We start from the raw sequence: 17,183 nt of genomic DNA on the forward strand, positions 1-17,183 counted from the left end.
GAGTATTGCCGCGTCCTACGCAGGCAAGAACAACGGGGCGGAACATCGCCCCGTTTTTTTTCGCCAAACGTTTGTGATGCGGTGTCTTTTCCTGCGATGTTCTTCCTGGATTGCGCCCCATGAATGCTTTTATTTCACGTGCGCGCGAGACCCCGCCAGTGCCGGATCTGATGGCGCTGGAACTGCTGGCAAGCGCAGTGCTGGTTCTCGACGCGAAGGGGATCATCAGATTTGCCAACGCGGCTGCTGAAGATTTGTTCGAAATATCCGTGCGCCAGTTGGTTGGCGTGCATGCAAGTTCCTTGTTCGGCCACGGCGAAGAGTTGCAACGCTCGCTGGCCGAGGCGATGACCAATCAGTTCGCGGCCAAGCGCCAATTGATGGACATCGAGCGTGCCGGACGTGATCCGGTGCAAGTCAGCCTGACCGTGGTGGCGATTCACGGCCAGCCCTGGCCGGTGTTGCTTGAGCTGCGAGAGATCGAGCAGCAACTGAAAGTCGATCGCGAAGAACGCCTGCTGGATCAGGCGCAAGCCAATCGCGAACTGCTGCGCAATCTGGCGCACGAGATCAAGAATCCGCTGGGTGGCCTGCGTGGTGCCGCCCAGTTGCTGGAAGCCGAGCTGCCCGATCCTTCGCTGAAGGAATACACCCAAGTCATCATTCAGGAAGCAGATCGCCTGCAAACCCTGGTTGATCGTCTGCTGGCTCCGCACCGTGCGCCGCACATCGTTGGCGACGTGAACATTCATGAAGTCTGCGAGCGCGTGCGTTCCCTGGTGCTGGCCGAACACCCGCGTGGCCTGAAGATCATTCGGGACTACGACATTTCATTGCCCGAATTCCGCGGCGACAAAGTTCAGCTGATCCAAGCCATGCTGAACATCGTGCGCAATGCTGCCCAAGCCTTGAAACCGCAGATCAAGGAGGGCGATGCGCAGATCACCATCCAGACACGTGTCACCCGTCAAGTCACGCTGGCAAAGCGACGCTACAAGCTGGCACTGGAATTGCATGTGTCGGACAACGGACCCGGCGTTCCGCCGGAAATCCGTGACCGCATCTTCCATCCGCTGGTATCGGGACGGGAGGGGGGCAGCGGCCTGGGGCTGACACTGGCACAGACCTTTGTGCAGCAGCACGAAGGACTTATCGAGTGTGAGAGTCGCCCTGGGTGCACGGTCTTCCGCATCTTGCTGCCCCTGCTTTGAATCGGGCCTTCGGGCCTTAAAGAATCTGTTTGGGAAAACGTATGAAGCCGATCTGGATTGTGGACGATGACCGCTCGATTCGTTGGGTGCTGGAAAAGGCGCTGACGCGGGCCAACCTGCCGTGCCGCAGTTTCCCATCGGCCAGCGAGGCGCTGGCGGCGCTGGACAACGAGACGCCGCAGGCCTTGGTGTCCGACATTCGCATGCCGGGCGCAAGTGGCATCGAACTGTTGCAAGAGGTGAAGTCACGTCATCCCGCGCTGCCGGTGATCGTGATGACGGCGTATTCAGACCTGGAAAGTGCGGTGTCCGCCTTCCAGGGCGGCGCTTTCGAATACTTGCCCAAACCGTTCGATGTGGACGCTGCGGTGGCGCTGGTTCGTCGCGCCATCGAAGAAAGTCTGCGTGAAGACCAGGTTGATGAAAGCGTGCTTGGCTCGCCCGAAATTCTGGGCCAGGCGCCGGCAATGCAGGAAGTGTTCCGCGCCATCGGTCGCCTGTCGCAATCGCAGGTCACGGTGATGATCACGGGCGAGTCCGGTAGCGGCAAGGAACTGGTCGCACGCGCGCTGCACAAGCACAGCCCGCGTGCGCAGGGACCGTTCGTGGCGATCAACACCGCAGCGATTCCGCGCGATCTGCTGGAGTCGGAATTGTTCGGCCATGAGCGCGGTGCGTTCACCGGTGCGCAGAACATGCGTCGCGGTCGCTTCGAGCAAGCCGACGGCGGCACGCTGTTCCTGGATGAAATCGGCGACATGCCGTCCGAGCTGCAGACGCGATTGCTGCGTGTGCTATCAGATGGCACCTTTTATCGTGTCGGCGGCCACAGCGCGGTGCGTGCCAATGTGCGTGTGATCGCGGCCACGCACCAGCCGCTGGAAGAGCGTGTGAAGCAGGGTATGTTCCGCGAGGACTTGTTCCACCGCCTGAATGTGATCCGTCTGCGCCTGCCTGCGCTGCGCGAACGTTCCGAAGACATTCCGCTGTTGGCCAAGCACTTCCTGGCGCGTAGTGCGCGTGACCTGGGGGTTGAGCCTAAGCGCCTGACGCCGGCGTCCCTGGACGTCCTGTCGCGCTTCCGCTTCCCGGGCAATGTCCGGCAACTGGAAAACGTCTGCCACTGGCTGGCGGTGATGGCACCCACCCAGACCATCGACGTGCAGGACTTGCCGCCGGAGCTGCTGGATTCGCTGTCGCGCGATGCGCTGGCAAACGACGTGGTAGCGTCCGAGCCTGCGCTGTCGGGTGGTTTCGAGCGTGGCACGGGCGCGACTGACGCGCCTCGTGCATTCGGTGCTGCCGACCAAGCCGGCTTGCGCACCACCAGCGATGCGGGTGTGTGGCAAAACAGCCTGCAGACCGAAGTCGAACGTCAGCTTGCCCGTGGCGACGCCGATCTGATGCACAACCTGACGCAGCAGTTCGAAAGGGTTCTGATCGCCAGTGCCTTGCGTGCCACTCGTGGTCGTCGTATCGAGGCGGCCAGCCGCCTTGGGATCGGACGCAACACGATCACGCGCAAGATCCAGGAATTGGGCATGGAGGATGAAGCTGGCTGAGCGTAGCCAACTGAACGAAGCCCGTTCGTAAAACTGGCCGAACGAAGTCAATTCAGCGGGTTCGATCGGGGCTGGCATCGTGCCAGCCCCGACAGGCAGCGTCCTGCAATGGGACGCATGCAGCACAGCAGCGCTGCTTGCCAACGCATGCATGCATTCGGCATATGAGCCCTCAGCGGTTTCAGGCCCAGATCATCCACAACATGGCGTAATCGAAATTTCCAATATCGCGGTAGAGCACGGTTTTCAGGGGTTCTGACTTCTGCTGTTATTCCCATATGGAACAATAATCAGAAATATCTGCGCAGAAAAAGCAAATCGTCTGCAGTAGAAAACCGCGTTACTCAGGCCACTTAAGTCCGGGTTTTACCTTCCGCTGAACAGATTAGTCCCTCGTATATTTTCTATACGGAAGAAACCTCATGTGTCTGAAGCGCACTTGTCAGCAAGCTGAGACGTAGACTCGCCTCCTTGCCGATTTGTTCCGCACGGAATCAAACTGGCCATACAGGTAGCGTACAGGCCGGTGCAGAGACGGTCTGCCGTTACCGCGTATGCACTGTTTCGGATCGTGCCTTTGCACAGCATCCGCCCATCGGAGAGTTCGGGGCCTTCAGCTTGCGGCAGCCCCGGCCGCACGACTAGGACAAGATCATGTTTAACGTGGATACCGCTTCGCTCAAGAAGATCAATGGCGCACTGACCGCGGCAGATGGCGGTGCAGTTCAGATTACCGATGTCAGTGGCGATGGTCGCTACGTGCTGTACACCGGCGGTCTGGGCAGCAAGCAATTGTTCATGCGCGACACGCAGCTCGGTATCACGACACAACTGACGTCCGGCTCGGGTGCTACGTCACAAGGTCGTCTGTCGGGCGACGGCAAGACGGTTGTCTTCACCAGCGCAGCAGACAACCTGGTTGGCGGCGACACGGCAGGCAAAGACGATATCTTTGTGCTGAACCTGGAGACCAAGGCCGTTACGCGATTGATGGCGGCAAGCGGTGCCCAAGGCAACGGCGACGCAAGCTACCCGGTCATTACGCCCGACGGCAAATTCATTGCCTACGCCAGCGAGTCGACCAACATCGTCAATGGCGAAGGCGGCGTACTGCGCGACATTTTCCTGTTCAACACGCAGACTGGTGCCACCACCGCCGTCAGCGCCGGAATGCCGCAAAGCAGCTACAAGTACAACCCGATCATCTCCCCGGATGGCCGCTACGTGACCTACATCGGTCAAGTCGCCGGCAACGCCATGCCTGCGGTGATCGTTCGCTTTGACTCGGTGACTGGCACATCGACCGCGCTGGCCGTGCCGTCGAGCGGGCAGAACGATAACCTGCTGCTGGATGACGCTACCCCCGATGGCCGCTACGTGGTGTTCGAAAGCCGTCAGAACAATCTGGTGGCCAACGACAGCAACAGCAGCTCGGATGTGTTCCGCTATGACACGGTGACCGGTGAAACCGTCCGCGTATCGGTGTCGACCGGTGGGGTCGAAGGCAACGGCGATTCCAGCACTGCGTCGATCTCCAACAATGGCCGGTATGTTGCATTCGTCAGCGACGCAACCAACCTGGTGCCAGGCGATACCAATCGCGGCACGGGGGGAACGGGCCGCGATGTCTTCGTGCGCGACATGGAAACCGGTGTGACGATCCGTGCGTCGGTGCAGGCGTCGGGCCAGGAATTCAGCTATCCGATGTTCCGCTACGCGCAGATTTCGGACGACGGCACCTCGATTGCGTTCAGTGAAGTGGATGGCGTCTACAAGATTTCGCTGACTGGTATCAATGAGGTCGTGGGTCGCACGGTAGTGGGCGGCAGCGGCAACGACGTGCTGCAGGGCGGGGCAGGGGACGACATTCTGCAAGGCTTGGGTGGCAATGACGTGCTGATCGACAGCGCCGGCAACGACACCCTGGACGGTGGCGACGGCTTCGATATCGCCCAGTTCAGCACCGGCCTGCGTGGTGCCACCATCACCAATAGCGGCGGTAACCGTATCGTCACGCACAACAACCAGACCGACACGCTGATCTCGATCGAAGAAATTCACTTCGCCGACGGCCGTATGGTCTACAACCCGCAAGACGGCATTGCCCAGGTCGTGCGCCTGTTCAACGCCGCCTTGGGGCGTGAACCCGATCAAGCCGGCCTGAACTTCTGGGCCAGCGCGATCAAGAATGGCGTGTCGCTCACCACCTTGGCAGACGGCTTCCTGAGCAGCCCGGAATTCGCCCAGCGCTATGGCTCGAACCTGAGCAACGAAGCCTTCGTCACGGCCGTCTACAAGAACACCTTGGGGCGTGACCCGGATGCCGAGGGACTGGGCTTCTGGGTATCTGCACTGAATGCAGGCAGCAGCCGCGGCCAGGTATTGCGCGACTTCTCGGAAAGCAACGAGAACGTGCAGAAGACCTCTGGCCTCATTGCGGCAGGCATCTGGGATGTCGACGACCAGGCCGTGCAGGTTGCGCGCCTGTACGACACCGTATTCGCCCGCAAACCGGATCTGGAAGGCACCGTGTTCTGGAAGAACGCCATGCAAAACGGAGCGGCCAATCTGTTGAGCGTGGCCAACGCCTTCACGGGTTCGGTGGAATTCCAGCAGAAGTACGGCGCGCTGAGCAATCGCGATTTCGTGTCCGCCATGTACCAGAACGCCTTGCACCGCGCCCCGGATGCAGACGGGCTCAACTTCTGGACGGGTGCGCTGGATGGCGGCACCAGCCGTGCGCAGCTGGTGGTCGACTTGTCGGAAAGCAACGAACACGTGCAACTGACGCTGGCTGGCACCATGAGCGCCACCACGCCTGGTATTGCGTTCGCGTAAGCGTCTGCACAGGGCCAGGTACCACGCTTTAAGCAAGACCTTGAGCAACGCCTTTGGAGCAAGACCTGTGAAACTGCGGCGTCATCCCCCTGACGCCGCAGGGCCCTGGCTGCGTCAAGACATGGCCCGTGATCCACGCAAGCAGAACACGAGACCGGTCTGCTGTGCTTGAATAGGCGATTCGTTTTTTCGAGGATCCATTCCATGCGTGCAAGCTGGTACGAAAAGAACGGCGAGGCCCGTGACGTCATGCAGATCGGCGACTTGCCGACCCCTACCGCCGGTCCTGGCGAAGTTCGCGTGCGTCTGGCGGTCTCGGGCTTGAACCCTTCGGACGTCAAGTCACGACGCAGCCGCCCGCTGGCCGACGCGCTGTGCGTGCCGAACAGCGACGGCGCGGGTCGCATCGACCAGGTTGGTCCCGGTGTCGATGCCAGCCGTATTGGTGAGCGCGTGTGGGTTTGGAACGGTCAGTGGCAGCGTCCGCTGGGCACCACGGCCGAGTACATCGTGCTGCCGCAAGACCAGGCAGTGCTGCTGCCTGACACGACCGAATTCGCAGCGGGTGCCTGCCTGGGCATCCCTGCGCTGACCGCGTATCGCGCTGTGGAACTGCTGGGCGACATCGCGGGCAAGACGATCGTGGTGATCGGTGCTGGCTCGGCAGTGGCGCACTATGCCGCGCAGTTGGCCATCATCAAAGGTGCACGGGTAATCGGCACGGTTGGCAGTGTCGAGAAGGCACGTCATGCGGCCGCGGTTGGCGTTACGCAGACCATCAACTACAAGACCGAATCGGTGCTGGACCGGGTGCTGGAACTGACCGGTGGCAAGGGTGCAGACGGCCTGATCGACATGGACTTTTCCACCACCGCAGCCTTGCTTGGCAAGGGCCTGGTGGCGCGTCACGGCGTGGTGTCGTGCTATGGCTCGAACGTGATGGGGGAGACACCATTCCCGTTCCGCGACGTGATGTTCAGGTCAATCACACTGCACTTTGTGGTGGTGTACGACCTGCTGCCCGCCGACCGCAGCCGGGCCATTGAAACGCTGACGCACCTGCTGGCCGAGAACCGCCTGACGCATACGATTGGCGCACACTTTGCACTGGACGATATCGTCGCCGCGCATGAGGCGGTAGAGGGCGGGAAGGTGCTGGGTAATGTGGTGATCGATCTGCAGTAAGGCTGCTGGTTTGATCTGCGGTTTCTGCTCTGTGCCGCGATCGGCATAAAGCTGTAGCAGATAAAAAAATTCAGGCTGCGTTTTCGCAGCCTGAATTGTTTGATCGGTCTGGTTTTGATTTTCGAATATCAGCGCTTGCCGAGCTGATCGCCGATCACACCACCAATCGCGGCACCGCCCACTGTACCCAACACGCCACCGGTAACCACCGCGCCGGCCACGCCACCGATACCGGCACCCGTGACCATGCTCTTCGAGCGTGACGACATCTGATTCCAGCTGGCGCAGCCCGCCGAGGACAAGACAATCACAGCGGTGGCGGCCAGGGTGGCAATACGGGAATAGTTCATGGTCATGCTCCAAAACTCAGGTGTTGGCGGACCATCGAAAAGCTGACGGACGCGCGCTGAGCGAACGATCCCAGAACTGGTGAACGCTGTCTGTGACCGCCCAAGCCTGACTGCGTCAATGTGTAAACCCTACACAGTGAACAAGCTGGAGCACGTAAAACAGGGATACAAACTGGCGGATCAGGGGGCGTGTGTCTGCCAGCGATTTGCACGCACCACTGTGGCGCAAATCTGCCGGTTTAAGGCGGTTTTCAGGCCTGTTGCTGGCCTGATTCAAGGTTGAATCCGGGCTGATCAAAGGCCAGACAGGAATCGTGATGCGACGACTCAAGCTCGTGGAGCCAGCCACGCATGCGTATTCGCGTCTGACTGATTCGGCTCCCAATTGCCCAGCTTGGTGGCAAACGGAGTCAGCTTCCTGTCCACGCTTTCCTCATCAAGCTCGTGCTTTGCAATCGCCAGCTCGGCCACCGGCCGGCGATTCGTCAGGCGAGTGATTTCAGCCAAGGCATTGGGTGCACCGCGCTTGCCCATCACCGACACCACAGCAAGCTGACGCAACTGTACACGGTGCTCGGCCAGAAAGCTGCGCATCGGTCCGGCCAGGCGATACAACCAGATCGGTGACACCGTCACCACAATATCGAATTCAGCGGGGCGAGGGCCGTCATAACGAATGGGCGGTTCGCGTCGCCGCCAGGAATCAAGCAAGCATTGCCAGGTGCCCCGCTTGGATGCGCGCGACGGGGACGCGTCCGCATCACTGATCTCGCCCAACGGCCACCCTTGCTGTCGACTCAAGCGCGTAGCCAAACCACGGCAAGTGCCCGTGCGGGAATACATTACGATCAGAATCTTGCTCATGGCCACGCTCCCGAAACAGTGGGCCGCACCATGAAAAGAAAGCCGGGTTTACGTTTCGTCTAGCTTCCGGTCCAGCACCCGGCTGATCTTTCGCATGGCAGGCGGCCGGCAGCAATCTGCCGTCGCCTTGACCATACGCCCGCACATCGCCAGAAGACGGGCGCGCGCAGTGTCCTTCCGCTTATCGGTGCCCGCAAGCACATGTTCAACGCCGAACGGTCACAGCCCTCAAAGCGCCAGCGTGGCAACCACTGGAGCGTGGTCAGAGGGCTGCTCCAGCTTGCGGGGAGCCTTGTCGACGATAGACGCCGTGCAAGTGCTGGCCAGCGGCGCGGACAGCAGAATGTGGTCAATGCGCAGGCCTGCATTGCGCCGGAACGCAAACTGGCGGTAGTCCCACCAGCTGAAAATCTTCTCGGGCTGTTCGAACAGACGGAACGAATCCGACAAGCCCAAGTCCAGCAACGCTTGAAACGCCGCCCGCTCTGGCGGCGACACCAGAATGTCGCCCGCCCACTTGGCCGGATCGTGCACGTCGCGATCATCCGGCGCAATGTTGTAGTCACCCAGCACCGCCATGCGCGGCGAGGCGGCCAGCGTGTTCTTCAAATACTCGGTGAACGCCGCGTACCAGCCCAGCTTGTAGACATACTTGTCGCTGTCTACCGCCTGTCCATTCGGACAGTAGGCGTTCACCAACCGAACGTCGCCCTGCGGCGAGTCCAGGGTGACCGCAATCACACGCTTCTGCGGGTCTTCATAACCAGGAATGCCGCACACCACATCGCGCACCGGCAAACGCGACAGCACCGCCACGCCGTTGTAGGTCTTCTGACCCGAGAACACCGCGTGATAACCCGCCTCCTGGATCGCCGCCAAGGGGAAGACTTCGTCGGTCATCTTGAGCTCTTGCAGGCACAGGGCGTCGACGGGGTTGGCGGCCAGCCAGTCCAGCACTTGCGGCAGGCGGACTTTTAGGGAGTTGACGTTCCAGGCGGCAATTTGCATGGGGGTAATATTCCGACATTGATGAAAGCGACGCGTGATGGTGGATCAAGAACGCCCTGAGCATCCAACAATCGCGTATTCGACCGCGCATATTATCCGCGCGTCATCCCAGTCACCAAGATCGCCAGGTCTGATCGCTGATATGCCCAACCGGGCCGGCGTTTGCACACCCGAATTTGCTGGCGTAGCGTCCAATCCGGGCTTACATCAACCCCGCAATCCTCATGCATCCGATGTACGTGGTTACACGTATGGATCTCGTTACCGACCAGCAGCACTTGCCAACCCGGTTTTGTGTTCTCGTCCATTGAGCATCTCATGCATTTGAATGGTATTGCGACATGTCGATCTCTTACTCTGCTTGCCGTCCGGTGGACGGATGGACTTCCTACGATGTGCTGATTGCCCGCAACGGCAATGCGGAAAAGGTCGCGCACATTTGTTATGACAAATGGACGGCCAAGTGGGCGTTGTTGCACAACAGCGGATTGATCGAGAAATTCGATACGCTGCTTGGCGCGCGCGCTGGCGTAAGCACGTTTTACGGCTAGTGCCGGTCTGCACGAACGAGAAGGCTTAGCCCAGTCAGACCGGGGTCGCCGGCTGAGACTGCGGAAGTGCCAGACCAATGGCGGTGCCACGCACGTCAGACTGCGCCCAGGTTTTCCCCCCGTGCATACGCGCGATAGCCGCGACGATCGACAGGCCCAGACCGCAATGCATGCCCGCCTGGTAGGACCGTGATGCGTCCACTTGGTAAAGACGGTCGAACAGGCGCGGCAGATTTTCCGCTGTGATGACGGGGCCTTGATTGGATACCCCGACATAAGACACGCCGTGCCGGGTTTCCAGCGTGACGCTTATCGTGCTGCCGGTTGTGGCGTAGCGGGTGGCGTTGCTGATCAGGTTGGACAGCGCCCGCAGAAACAGCGGTTCGTCTACGGCGACCACCAGATCACCTTCTACGGCCAGCTTCAGGTTGCGTTCGCTGGCGGCCAGTTCGTGATATTCCAGCATGTCGAGGATGAGCGCGCGCAAACTCGTCGGTTCGCCCAGGCGGGCAGGTTCCCCGCCGTCGGCCCGCGCCAGAAAAAGCATGTCGTTGACAAGCGCACCCATGCGTCGCAAGGACGCCAGATTGGACACCAGGGTGTCTGTCAGGTCCTCGGTTGAACGCGGTCGCGACAGGGCCAGTTCGGTCTTGCCGATCAGTGAGGTCAATGGCGTGCGCAGCTCGTGTGCCACGTCGGCGTTGAATGCTTCCAGTCGGGCATGACTGGCGCTTACATGGTCCATCAGGTGGTTGAACTGGTCCACCAGGGGTGTCAGTTCCCGAATCTGCTGTGTCGGCACCAGATGCCGTGGGCTTGCCTCGCGGGCCATGTCTTCGGTCTGTGTGGCAAGCCGGTACAGGGGCCGCAGCCCGTGGCGCACGGCAAGCACTGCCAGACTGCCTGCAAGCACGGCACCGATCAGGGTGGCCAGCAGCAGTATGCGGCCCAGGGCGTCGAGCAGTTGTGTGTCCTGATCGATGTCGATGGTGAAGGTACCTTGCAGGGCAAGGGTGCCGTCTGTGCCACGCAGCACAAAACCACGGCTGCGCTGCTGGGCGGACAGGCGGTGTGCGTCGTCGTAGGGGTCTGCATAGAACGCAGTCCCGTCGTTGCGTGCGATCTCCAGTCGGGTGCCTGGGCGCTTGGCGGCATTGGCTTGCAGCAGCTGCAAAAATCGGTCGTCGCCGTCGCGCAGCAGCAGTTCGGATGTCTCTGTAAGTTTGTTGACCTTGAGCGTCAGCAGGCGCTCCTGCGCGCGAAGATGCAGCGATGCGGTGGCCAGGTAGACGCAGATCGACAAAACGCCCAGCAGCGCGGCCGCCAACAGCGCCAGCCGCACCGACAGGGTGGAAACAATCGAAGAAACCTTCTGGCTGTCAGCTGCGATCTTCAAGGACATAACCGACGCCGCGTATGGTGTGTAGAAGCTTCAGGCGGAATGCGTCGTCGATCTTGGCGCGCAGCCGTCGCACGGCCACTTCGACCATGTTCGACTCTGTGTCGAAATGGATATTCCACACCCGTTCGGCCAAGGTGGTGCGTGTGAGCACTTGCCCCTTGCGTCGAATCAACAGCGACAGCAACTGAAATTCCTTCAGGGTCAGGTCGATCCGTTTGCCGCCTCGGCGCACTTTGTGCGCGGGCAGGTCCACTTCCAGATCGGACAGCCGCAGCACAGTCTGTTCGGCAAGCAGGGAGTGTCCGCGCCGGATCAAGGCCGCAACGCGTGCCTGCAGTTCAGAAAACGCAAACGGCTTGACCAGATAATCGTCGGCACCGGCGCTCAGGCCTTTGACCCGATCGTCGATGCGGTCGCGGGCGGTGAGCATCAGCACCGCCGTGTTGTCATGTTCGCGAATGCGTCTGAGCACTTCAAAGCCATCCATGCCAGGCAGCATCACATCGAGCAGGATCACCTCGTACGCGCCCATCGCGGCCATGGCGTGACCATCCGGGCCGGTGCGCGCCACGTCGACGGCATAGCCGCTTTCCATCAGGCCCTGGCGCAGATAGTCGGCTACGCCTGCATCGTCTTCAATCACCAGCAACTTGTGCATCACCGCTCCACATTCCTGGTTCGTATTGTCCCGTGAGGCTGCGCATCTGAACATTACAAAACGGTAATCTGCGCGAGCGGGATTGGTTATCCCCGTCTGAAAAGATAGGTCACGTCGTGCGGAGATGCCTGGTTCGGGCACCGCACCCTATCTTTTCTCTGACCAGCCGGGAGCCTGCCCATGCCGCTTCAATCTTTGCCCGATGGTGATGATCGACCGCTTGATCGGTTGATTGCCTCACCGCTTGATCGCCGCCATTTTCTGCAGCGCAGCCTGGGTGCCGGCGCTGCCCTTGCTGCGTATCCCTGGACACTCGCGCACGGGCAGACGGCTGCAACGCCGGTTGCCGATCCGCGTTTTGCGGCGGCTGCGCCGGGGCTGATCACCAAGCGTGTCGAACGTACTGGGGACATATTGCCAGCGCTTGGCCTGGGCACCTTCCTGACCTTCGATCTTTTGCCCGGCGCACCGCGCACGCATCTGGCCGACGTTGCCCGGCGTTACTGGGAAGCTGGCGTAAGGGTGCTGGACACGTCTCCGCTGTATGGCAGCGCCGAAGTCACGGTTGGTGATCTGGCCAGCGCGTCGAACATGAACGAACAGTTGTTCATCGCCAACAAACTATGGGTGACGGGTGACTTCCTGGCGGACGACAGCCACGCCTTGCGCAGCCTGCAGGAATCGCAACTGCGCTTGTGGCGCAAGCGTTTTGACGTGATGCAGTGTCATAGCCTGGTCAATGTGGATGTGGCCGTGCCCCTGATGAACCTGTGGAAGAAGGAAGGGTTCACACGACTGGTGGGTGTGACGCACCACGAGAACGCCTATCACGAGGTGTTGGCCAAGTGGGTGCAGCAGGGGTCGGTCGACTTCGTGCACGTCAATTATTCGATCGCCAATCGACATGCCGAACAGACGGTGCTGGCGGCGGCGCAGCAACGGGGTGTGTCAGTGCTGGTCAATATGGCGATGGAGAAGGGCAGGCTGCACAAGGCGATCGGCAACCAGCCGCTACCGGACTTTGCGCGAGAACTCGGCATTGCGAACTGGGCGCAGTATTTCCTGAAGTTCGTCATGTCGCATCCTGCCGTCACTTGCTGCCTGAGTTCCACGGCCAACCCGGCCCATGCCGAAGAAAACCTGGGCGCGCTGCGCGGACCGCTTCCCGATGCCGACATGCGTGAACGCATGGCGCGCTATGTCCAGGGTCTGCCCGGTTTCAGCCAGGTGGCAACGCTGCCCTGGTATCCCGACAAACAGCAGCAGTACCAAGGCCTGATCCGTCGTGCGCAAGCCGCACAACGGGCGCGCACCTGATCGGTCGCACGCGGCGGGTGGACCAAGGTCCGACGCCGTCCTGTGCGCTCGGAATCTCAATCAAGGAAATGCATATGCAACGTAGAAATTTTCTGGCGGCTGCCAGCGCCGCAGTCGGCGCATTGGCAGTCAGTTCCAAGGCGCTTGCGCAGGCTGGAAGCAGCGGATCGACACTGCCACAGGGCTTGACGGCACGCGGCTCGGTCATGCCCACGCGTGGACGCATCGTGCGCGACAGCCTGCCGCGCAACGAACCACTGGCGGGCATGCGTTATCGCACGCCATTTCGTTTCGGCCTGGGTGGTACCCAGATCGGCAATATTTTCGAGCCCATCAGCGAGGCACAGGCTCAAAGTGTGCTGCAGGCTGCGTGGGATTCAGGGGTACGCTATTTCGATACGTCCCCGTTCTACGGGTATGGCTTGAGCGAGTACCGTTTAGGCCAGTTCCTGCGTACCCAGCGACCGGGCAGCTATGTCGTGTCCACCAAGGTGGGTCGGGTGCTCAGAGCATCCAAGGGCAGCTTGCCGAATGCGTCGCTCTGGCCATCTCCTGCACCGTTTTCCTATACCTATGACTTCAGCGCTGCCGGTACGCGGCGGTCGGTTGAAGACAGCCTTCAGCGCATGGGCATCCCGCAGATCGATATGGTCTTCATCCATGATCTTTCCCCGGACAACACCGAGCTGGACCGCCCCTGGCAGGAACATTTTGCGGTCGCCGCGCAAGGTGCAATGGTCGAACTGACGCGCATGCGTGAAGAAGGCCTGATCGGAGGCTGGGGCTTTGGCATCAACACACCCAATGCTGCCGTGCTGGCGGCGACATCGAACGTGCCGACGCCCGACATCGTGCTGCTGGCCTGCCAATACTCCTTGCTGGATCACGCCGACACCCTCGACAAGACCTTCCCCGCCTTGCAGAACAAGGGCATCTCCGTGGTGATTGGCACGCCGCTGAACGACGGTTTCCTGGGTGGCCGCAGCCGTTACCATTTCAGCGATCAGATTCCAGCCGGCGCGGTGGAAAAGCGCGCGCGCTTGATGGAAGTGGCAGACCGGTTCGGGATCGACATTCGCACTGCCGCGTTGCAGTTCGCAGCGGCACCGCCGATTGTGTCCGCAGTGATCCCGGGGGCGCGGGTAGCTGCCCAGGTGCGCGCGAATGTCGAATCGATGAAGGTCGAGATTCCAGCCGATTTCTGGGCCGAACTGCGCCGCCTGGGCTTGATCACCGCGCAGGCACCTGTCCCCGCCTGAGTCTTCACCTGACCTGGCTGCCTGACGTGGTGTGACCCCCTGTTCAAAGTTCGGTGCGCAGTCGCCAAATCTCGGGGAACAGCACTACGTCCAGCATCTTGCGCAGATAGCTCACGCCCCCGGTGCCACCAGTGCCGCGCTTGAAGCCGATCACGCGTTCCACGGTCGTCACGTGGCGAAAGCGCCAGAGCCGGAAAGCGTCTTCGATGTCAGTGAGCTTTTCGCCTAACTGGTACAGGTCCCAGTGTTGCTTCGGGTTGCGGTAGACGGCGAGCCAGGCTTGCTCCACCACGTCGCTCGCCACATAAGGCTGTGTCCAGTCGCGTTCTACGTATTCCGACGGTATGGCCAGGCCGCTGCGCGCCAGCAGGCGCAGCGCTTCATCGTAGAGCGATGGGGCACAGTAGGCCGCTTCTACCTGTGCGAGCAGATCGGCACGGTGCGCGTGGGGCTTGAGCATCGCCGCGTTCTTGTTGCCCAGCGAGAACTCGATGCAACGGTACTGCGCGCTCTGGAAGCCGCTCGAACTCGCGAGGTAAGGCCGCATTGCGCTGTACTCGGGCGGCGTCATGGTCGATAGCACCGTCCATGCGTTCACGAGCTGTTCCATGATGCGCGTTACGCGGGACAGCATCTTGAAGGCATCGGGCAACTGCTCGGTGGCGATGCAGTGCGTGGCTGCGGTCAGCTCGTGCAGCATGAGCTTCATCCACAGCTCGCTGGTTTGATGCTGCACGATGAAAAGCATCTCGTCGTGCGCCGGTGATAGCGGATGCTGCGCGTTCAGGATCTGGTCCAGGTGCAGGTAGTCGCCGTAGCTCATCGACTGGCTGAAGTCGAGTTGCGCCTTTTCGTCCTGAACAATTTTCTCGGTCTGATGCATCTCAGGTCACCGCGTTTTTCTGATTGAACTCGGGGCGCCGCCACTCTTCTTTTTCCAGCACTTGCACGAAGTGTTCGACCGAATGCCAGACGTCCTCGAAGCTCAGGTACAGCGGCGTGAAACCGAAGCGCAGGATATGCGGCGTCTGCGCGTCGCCAGCGCGGAAGTCACCAATTACCCCGCGGGCAATGAGCGCCTGCACGATGGCGTACGCCGCATTGCCCTGCGCTTCGGCGGCATCGGCCATCGCCAGGCACACCTGCGATCCGCGCTGGCCGTGTTCACGTGGCGTGACGAGCGTGAAGCGGCCAGGGCAGCGTGCCTCGATCAGGGCGATGAAGGCGTCGGTCAGCGCGAGCGACTTGATGCGCAGCGCTGACATCGGCTCGCCGTCGGCGTTGAAGGGCTCAGCGGCCAGCACGGTGTCGAGTCCGCATTCAAGCGCCGACAGGCTGATGATCGGTTGCGTGCCGCACAGGTAGCGCGCCGCGCCCGGTGCGGGCTGGTAATGCGGCGTGAACGCGAAAGGTGCGGCGTGGCCAAACCAGCCAGACAGCGGCTGCTCGAAGCGGCTCGCATGGCGCGCGTTCACCCACACGAAGGCAGGCGCGCCGGGGCCACCGTTCAAATACTTGTAGCCACAGCCGATCGCGAAGTCGGCATTGCATGCGTTGAGCTTGACCGGTACTGCGCCCGCGCTGTGCGCCAGGTCCCACACGGTGAGTGCACCGGCGGCGTGTGCCGCTTCTGTCAACGCGGCCATGTCGTGCATGACGCCGGTGCGGTAGTTGACGTGCGTAAGCATCAGCACCGCAACCTCAGGCGTGAGCGCGGCGGGAATATCCTCGACGCGTTCCACCAGCTTAAGCGTGAAGCCGCGTTCGCGACAGAGCGATTCGGCGATGTACAGGTCGGTCGGGAAGTTGCTGCGCTCGCTCACGACGGTGCGGCGTTGCGGCTCGCCGCTGTCGATCGCCTGGCTCATGGCGGCGAACAGCACTTTGTAGAGGTTGATCGAGGTGCTGTCGGTACACATCACTTCGTCCGGCGCGGCACCGATCAGCCGAGCCAACTTGTTGCCCAGGCGCTGCGGCATGTCGATCCAACTGGCGGTGTTCCAGGAGCGGATCAGGCCATTGCCCCATTCCTGCGCCACCACGTCGGCGACGCGCGCGGGGGTGGCGGTCGGCATCACGCCGAGCGAGTTGCCGTCGAGGTAGATCACGCCGTCGGGCAGGGTGAACAGGTCGCGCAGTTCGCGCAGCGGGTCGGCGTGATCGAGAGCGCGGCAATCGTCGAGGGTCATGTCACTGTCCATGAGTTTGATGCAGGTTGGCGGGGCACATCGTGGAACCGGCTTTGTCGGGCCATTGGTTATTCCCCCGAGAGGGGGCAGCGCAATACGAAGCGCTAGTACGGGGGAAAGTTCATAGACTGCGCAGCACTGCGCGAACGGGGGAAGCGTCGGCGCTCACCAGCTTCAGCGGCAGTGCGATGAGTTCGTAGTCGCCTTCGGGCACATCGTCGAGCACGAGGTTTTCGAGCACGCGCAGGTTCATGCGGCGGATGACCTGGTGGCTGTCGAGCGTCTTGCTGTCGGCTGGGTCGATGCTGGCGGTGTCGATGCCGATCAGCGTCACGCCGAGCGCGGCAAGGCGTTCGATAGTGGCCGGTGCGTAGGCGGCAAGGGCACCGTCCCATTCGACAGGTGCGCGCTGGTAGGTACGCACCAGCACGCGCGACGGGAGATCTTTGATGGCATGCGCGATGTGCGCCCACTCGATCAACGGCCCACACGCGATGGCGTGAATCACGCGGCAAGGGCCGAGGAAGGGCGTGAGGTCGATGTCGCCGATCGTGGTGCCGTCGGGGGCGTAGTGCAGGGGCGCATCGGCGTGCGCACCGACGTGCGGCGACAGCGTGATCTCGCTGACGTTCACGGGGCAACCCGGGCCTATGCTTGCGGCCCAGCGCTGCTGGTAGGGCGTGTCGCCGGGAAAGACCGGAGAGCCTTCGTGCACAGGTGGGGAGATATCCCAGATTCGTTTTGTCATGCTGCCAAATTAGCGTTGGGCGGTAGCGCGTGGTGTCGCTT

15 protein-coding genes are annotated in these 17,183 nt (G+C 61.4%); 7 read left to right on the top strand and 8 right to left on the bottom strand.

The annotated features are described in order from the left end of the window. The first annotated feature begins 119 nt into the window (after nucleotides 1–119). The 4 genes from glnL to FXN63_RS08130 all read left to right on the top strand — a co-directional run bounded on the left by glnL (nucleotide 120) and on the right by FXN63_RS08130 (nucleotide 6,796). Nucleotides 120–1,211 (top strand): nitrogen regulation protein NR(II), encoded by a 1,092-nt coding sequence (gene glnL, locus FXN63_RS08115; protein ID WP_148814201.1) that lies wholly within the window; start codon nucleotides 120–122, stop codon nucleotides 1,209–1,211. 41 nt (nucleotides 1,212–1,252) lie between these two features. Then, on the top strand, nucleotides 1,253–2,773 hold the full coding sequence (ntrC, locus tag FXN63_RS08120) for a nitrogen regulation protein NR(I) (RefSeq protein WP_148814202.1): 1,521 nt from the start codon (nucleotides 1,253–1,255) through the stop codon (nucleotides 2,771–2,773). 654 nt (nucleotides 2,774–3,427) lie between these two features. Further along, nucleotides 3,428–5,611: a DUF4214 domain-containing protein gene (locus tag FXN63_RS08125; protein WP_148814203.1), complete on the top strand. Its 2,184-nt coding sequence runs from the start codon at nucleotides 3,428–3,430 to the stop codon at nucleotides 5,609–5,611. A gap of 204 nt (nucleotides 5,612–5,815) precedes the next feature. Then, nucleotides 5,816–6,796: an NADPH:quinone reductase gene (locus FXN63_RS08130; RefSeq protein WP_148814204.1), complete on the top strand. Its 981-nt coding sequence runs from the start codon at nucleotides 5,816–5,818 to the stop codon at nucleotides 6,794–6,796. Nucleotides 6,797–6,924: 128 nt separating this feature from the next. On the opposite strand, the gene FXN63_RS08135 is transcribed toward FXN63_RS08130, so the two are convergent. The 3 genes from FXN63_RS08135 to xth form a co-directional block, all read right to left on the bottom strand. After that, a complete protein-coding gene (locus FXN63_RS08135; protein WP_148814205.1) occupies nucleotides 6,925–7,146 on the bottom strand; it encodes a glycine zipper 2TM domain-containing protein in 222 nt (73 codons plus the stop codon). 327 nt (nucleotides 7,147–7,473) lie between these two features. Next, complete coding sequence (locus tag FXN63_RS08140; RefSeq protein ID WP_148814206.1) at nucleotides 7,474–8,010, bottom strand: NADPH-dependent FMN reductase family protein; 537 nt, start codon at nucleotides 8,008–8,010, stop codon at nucleotides 7,474–7,476. 228 nt (nucleotides 8,011–8,238) lie between these two features. Further along, a complete protein-coding gene (xth, locus tag FXN63_RS08145; protein ID WP_148814207.1) occupies nucleotides 8,239–9,018 on the bottom strand; it encodes an exodeoxyribonuclease III in 780 nt (259 codons plus the stop codon). A 341-nt stretch (nucleotides 9,019–9,359) separates the two neighbouring features. On the opposite strand from xth, the gene FXN63_RS08150 reads away from it, so the two are divergent. Continuing rightward, complete coding sequence (locus tag FXN63_RS08150) at nucleotides 9,360–9,569, top strand: hypothetical protein (RefSeq protein WP_148814208.1); 210 nt, start codon at nucleotides 9,360–9,362, stop codon at nucleotides 9,567–9,569. A 34-nt stretch (nucleotides 9,570–9,603) separates the two neighbouring features. Here FXN63_RS08150 and FXN63_RS08155 read toward each other — a convergent pair whose 3' ends face one another. Together FXN63_RS08155 and FXN63_RS08160 are read right to left on the bottom strand one after the other, a co-directional pair. After that, on the bottom strand, nucleotides 9,604–10,971 hold the full coding sequence (locus tag FXN63_RS08155; RefSeq protein WP_148814209.1) for a heavy metal sensor histidine kinase: 1,368 nt from the start codon (nucleotides 10,969–10,971) through the stop codon (nucleotides 9,604–9,606). Beyond that, nucleotides 10,949–11,629 carry a heavy metal response regulator transcription factor gene (locus FXN63_RS08160; protein WP_148814210.1) on the bottom strand — a complete coding sequence of 227 codons (681 nt, stop codon included), beginning with the start codon at nucleotides 11,627–11,629 and terminating at the stop codon, nucleotides 10,949–10,951. Before FXN63_RS08160 ends, FXN63_RS08155 begins: the two co-directional genes overlap by 23 nt. A 180-nt stretch (nucleotides 11,630–11,809) precedes the next feature. On the opposite strand from FXN63_RS08160, the gene FXN63_RS08165 reads away from it, so the two are divergent. Both FXN63_RS08165 and FXN63_RS08170 read left to right on the top strand, forming a co-directional pair. Further along, complete coding sequence (locus FXN63_RS08165) at nucleotides 11,810–12,946, top strand: aldo/keto reductase (protein ID WP_222864010.1); 1,137 nt, start codon at nucleotides 11,810–11,812, stop codon at nucleotides 12,944–12,946. 74 nt (nucleotides 12,947–13,020) lie between these two features. Then, nucleotides 13,021–14,205 (top strand): aldo/keto reductase, encoded by a 1,185-nt coding sequence (locus tag FXN63_RS08170; protein WP_148814211.1) that lies wholly within the window; start codon nucleotides 13,021–13,023, stop codon nucleotides 14,203–14,205. A 43-nt stretch (nucleotides 14,206–14,248) separates the two neighbouring features. Here FXN63_RS08170 and kynA read toward each other — a convergent pair whose 3' ends face one another. The 3 genes from kynA to kynB all read right to left on the bottom strand — a co-directional run bounded on the left by kynA (nucleotide 14,249) and on the right by kynB (nucleotide 17,142). Continuing rightward, the gene (kynA, locus tag FXN63_RS08175) at nucleotides 14,249–15,088 is read right to left on the bottom strand and encodes a tryptophan 2,3-dioxygenase (protein WP_148814212.1); all 840 of its coding nucleotides are present in this window, start codon (nucleotides 15,086–15,088) and stop codon (nucleotides 14,249–14,251) included. Nucleotide 15,089: 1 nt separating this feature from the next. Then, nucleotides 15,090–16,394: a kynureninase gene (kynU, locus tag FXN63_RS08180; protein ID WP_148814213.1), complete on the bottom strand. Its 1,305-nt coding sequence runs from the start codon at nucleotides 16,392–16,394 to the stop codon at nucleotides 15,090–15,092. 121 nt (nucleotides 16,395–16,515) lie between these two features. Further along, nucleotides 16,516–17,142: an arylformamidase gene (gene kynB / locus FXN63_RS08185; RefSeq protein ID WP_148814214.1), complete on the bottom strand. Its 627-nt coding sequence runs from the start codon at nucleotides 17,140–17,142 to the stop codon at nucleotides 16,516–16,518. Nucleotides 17,143–17,183: the final 41 nt, after the last annotated feature.

Origin of the sequence: Pigmentiphaga aceris, from assembly GCF_008119665.1 — a bacterium.
Taxonomy (GTDB): Bacteria; Pseudomonadota; Gammaproteobacteria; order Burkholderiales; family Burkholderiaceae_B; genus Pigmentiphaga; species Pigmentiphaga aceris.

Coding starts and splice junctions, on each gene's coding strand:
- glnL (WP_148814201.1), top strand. CDS start 120: ATGAATGCTTTTATTTCACGTGCGCGCGAGACCCCGCCAGTGCCGGAT.
- ntrC (WP_148814202.1), top strand. CDS start 1,253: ATGAAGCCGATCTGGATTGTGGACGATGACCGCTCGATTCGTTGGGTG.
- FXN63_RS08125 (WP_148814203.1), top strand. CDS start 3,428: ATGTTTAACGTGGATACCGCTTCGCTCAAGAAGATCAATGGCGCACTG.
- FXN63_RS08130 (WP_148814204.1), top strand. CDS start 5,816: ATGCGTGCAAGCTGGTACGAAAAGAACGGCGAGGCCCGTGACGTCATG.
- FXN63_RS08135 (WP_148814205.1), bottom strand. CDS start 7,146: ATGAACTATTCCCGTATTGCCACCCTGGCCGCCACCGCTGTGATTGTC.
- FXN63_RS08140 (WP_148814206.1), bottom strand. CDS start 8,010: ATGAGCAAGATTCTGATCGTAATGTATTCCCGCACGGGCACTTGCCGT.
- xth (WP_148814207.1), bottom strand. CDS start 9,018: ATGCAAATTGCCGCCTGGAACGTCAACTCCCTAAAAGTCCGCCTGCCG.
- FXN63_RS08150 (WP_148814208.1), top strand. CDS start 9,360: ATGTCGATCTCTTACTCTGCTTGCCGTCCGGTGGACGGATGGACTTCC.
- FXN63_RS08155 (WP_148814209.1), bottom strand. CDS start 10,971: ATGTCCTTGAAGATCGCAGCTGACAGCCAGAAGGTTTCTTCGATTGTT.
- FXN63_RS08160 (WP_148814210.1), bottom strand. CDS start 11,629: ATGCACAAGTTGCTGGTGATTGAAGACGATGCAGGCGTAGCCGACTAT.
- FXN63_RS08165 (WP_222864010.1), top strand. CDS start 11,810: ATGCCGCTTCAATCTTTGCCCGATGGTGATGATCGACCGCTTGATCGG.
- FXN63_RS08170 (WP_148814211.1), top strand. CDS start 13,021: ATGCAACGTAGAAATTTTCTGGCGGCTGCCAGCGCCGCAGTCGGCGCA.
- kynA (WP_148814212.1), bottom strand. CDS start 15,088: ATGCATCAGACCGAGAAAATTGTTCAGGACGAAAAGGCGCAACTCGAC.
- kynU (WP_148814213.1), bottom strand. CDS start 16,394: ATGACCCTCGACGATTGCCGCGCTCTCGATCACGCCGACCCGCTGCGC.
- kynB (WP_148814214.1), bottom strand. CDS start 17,142: ATGACAAAACGAATCTGGGATATCTCCCCACCTGTGCACGAAGGCTCT.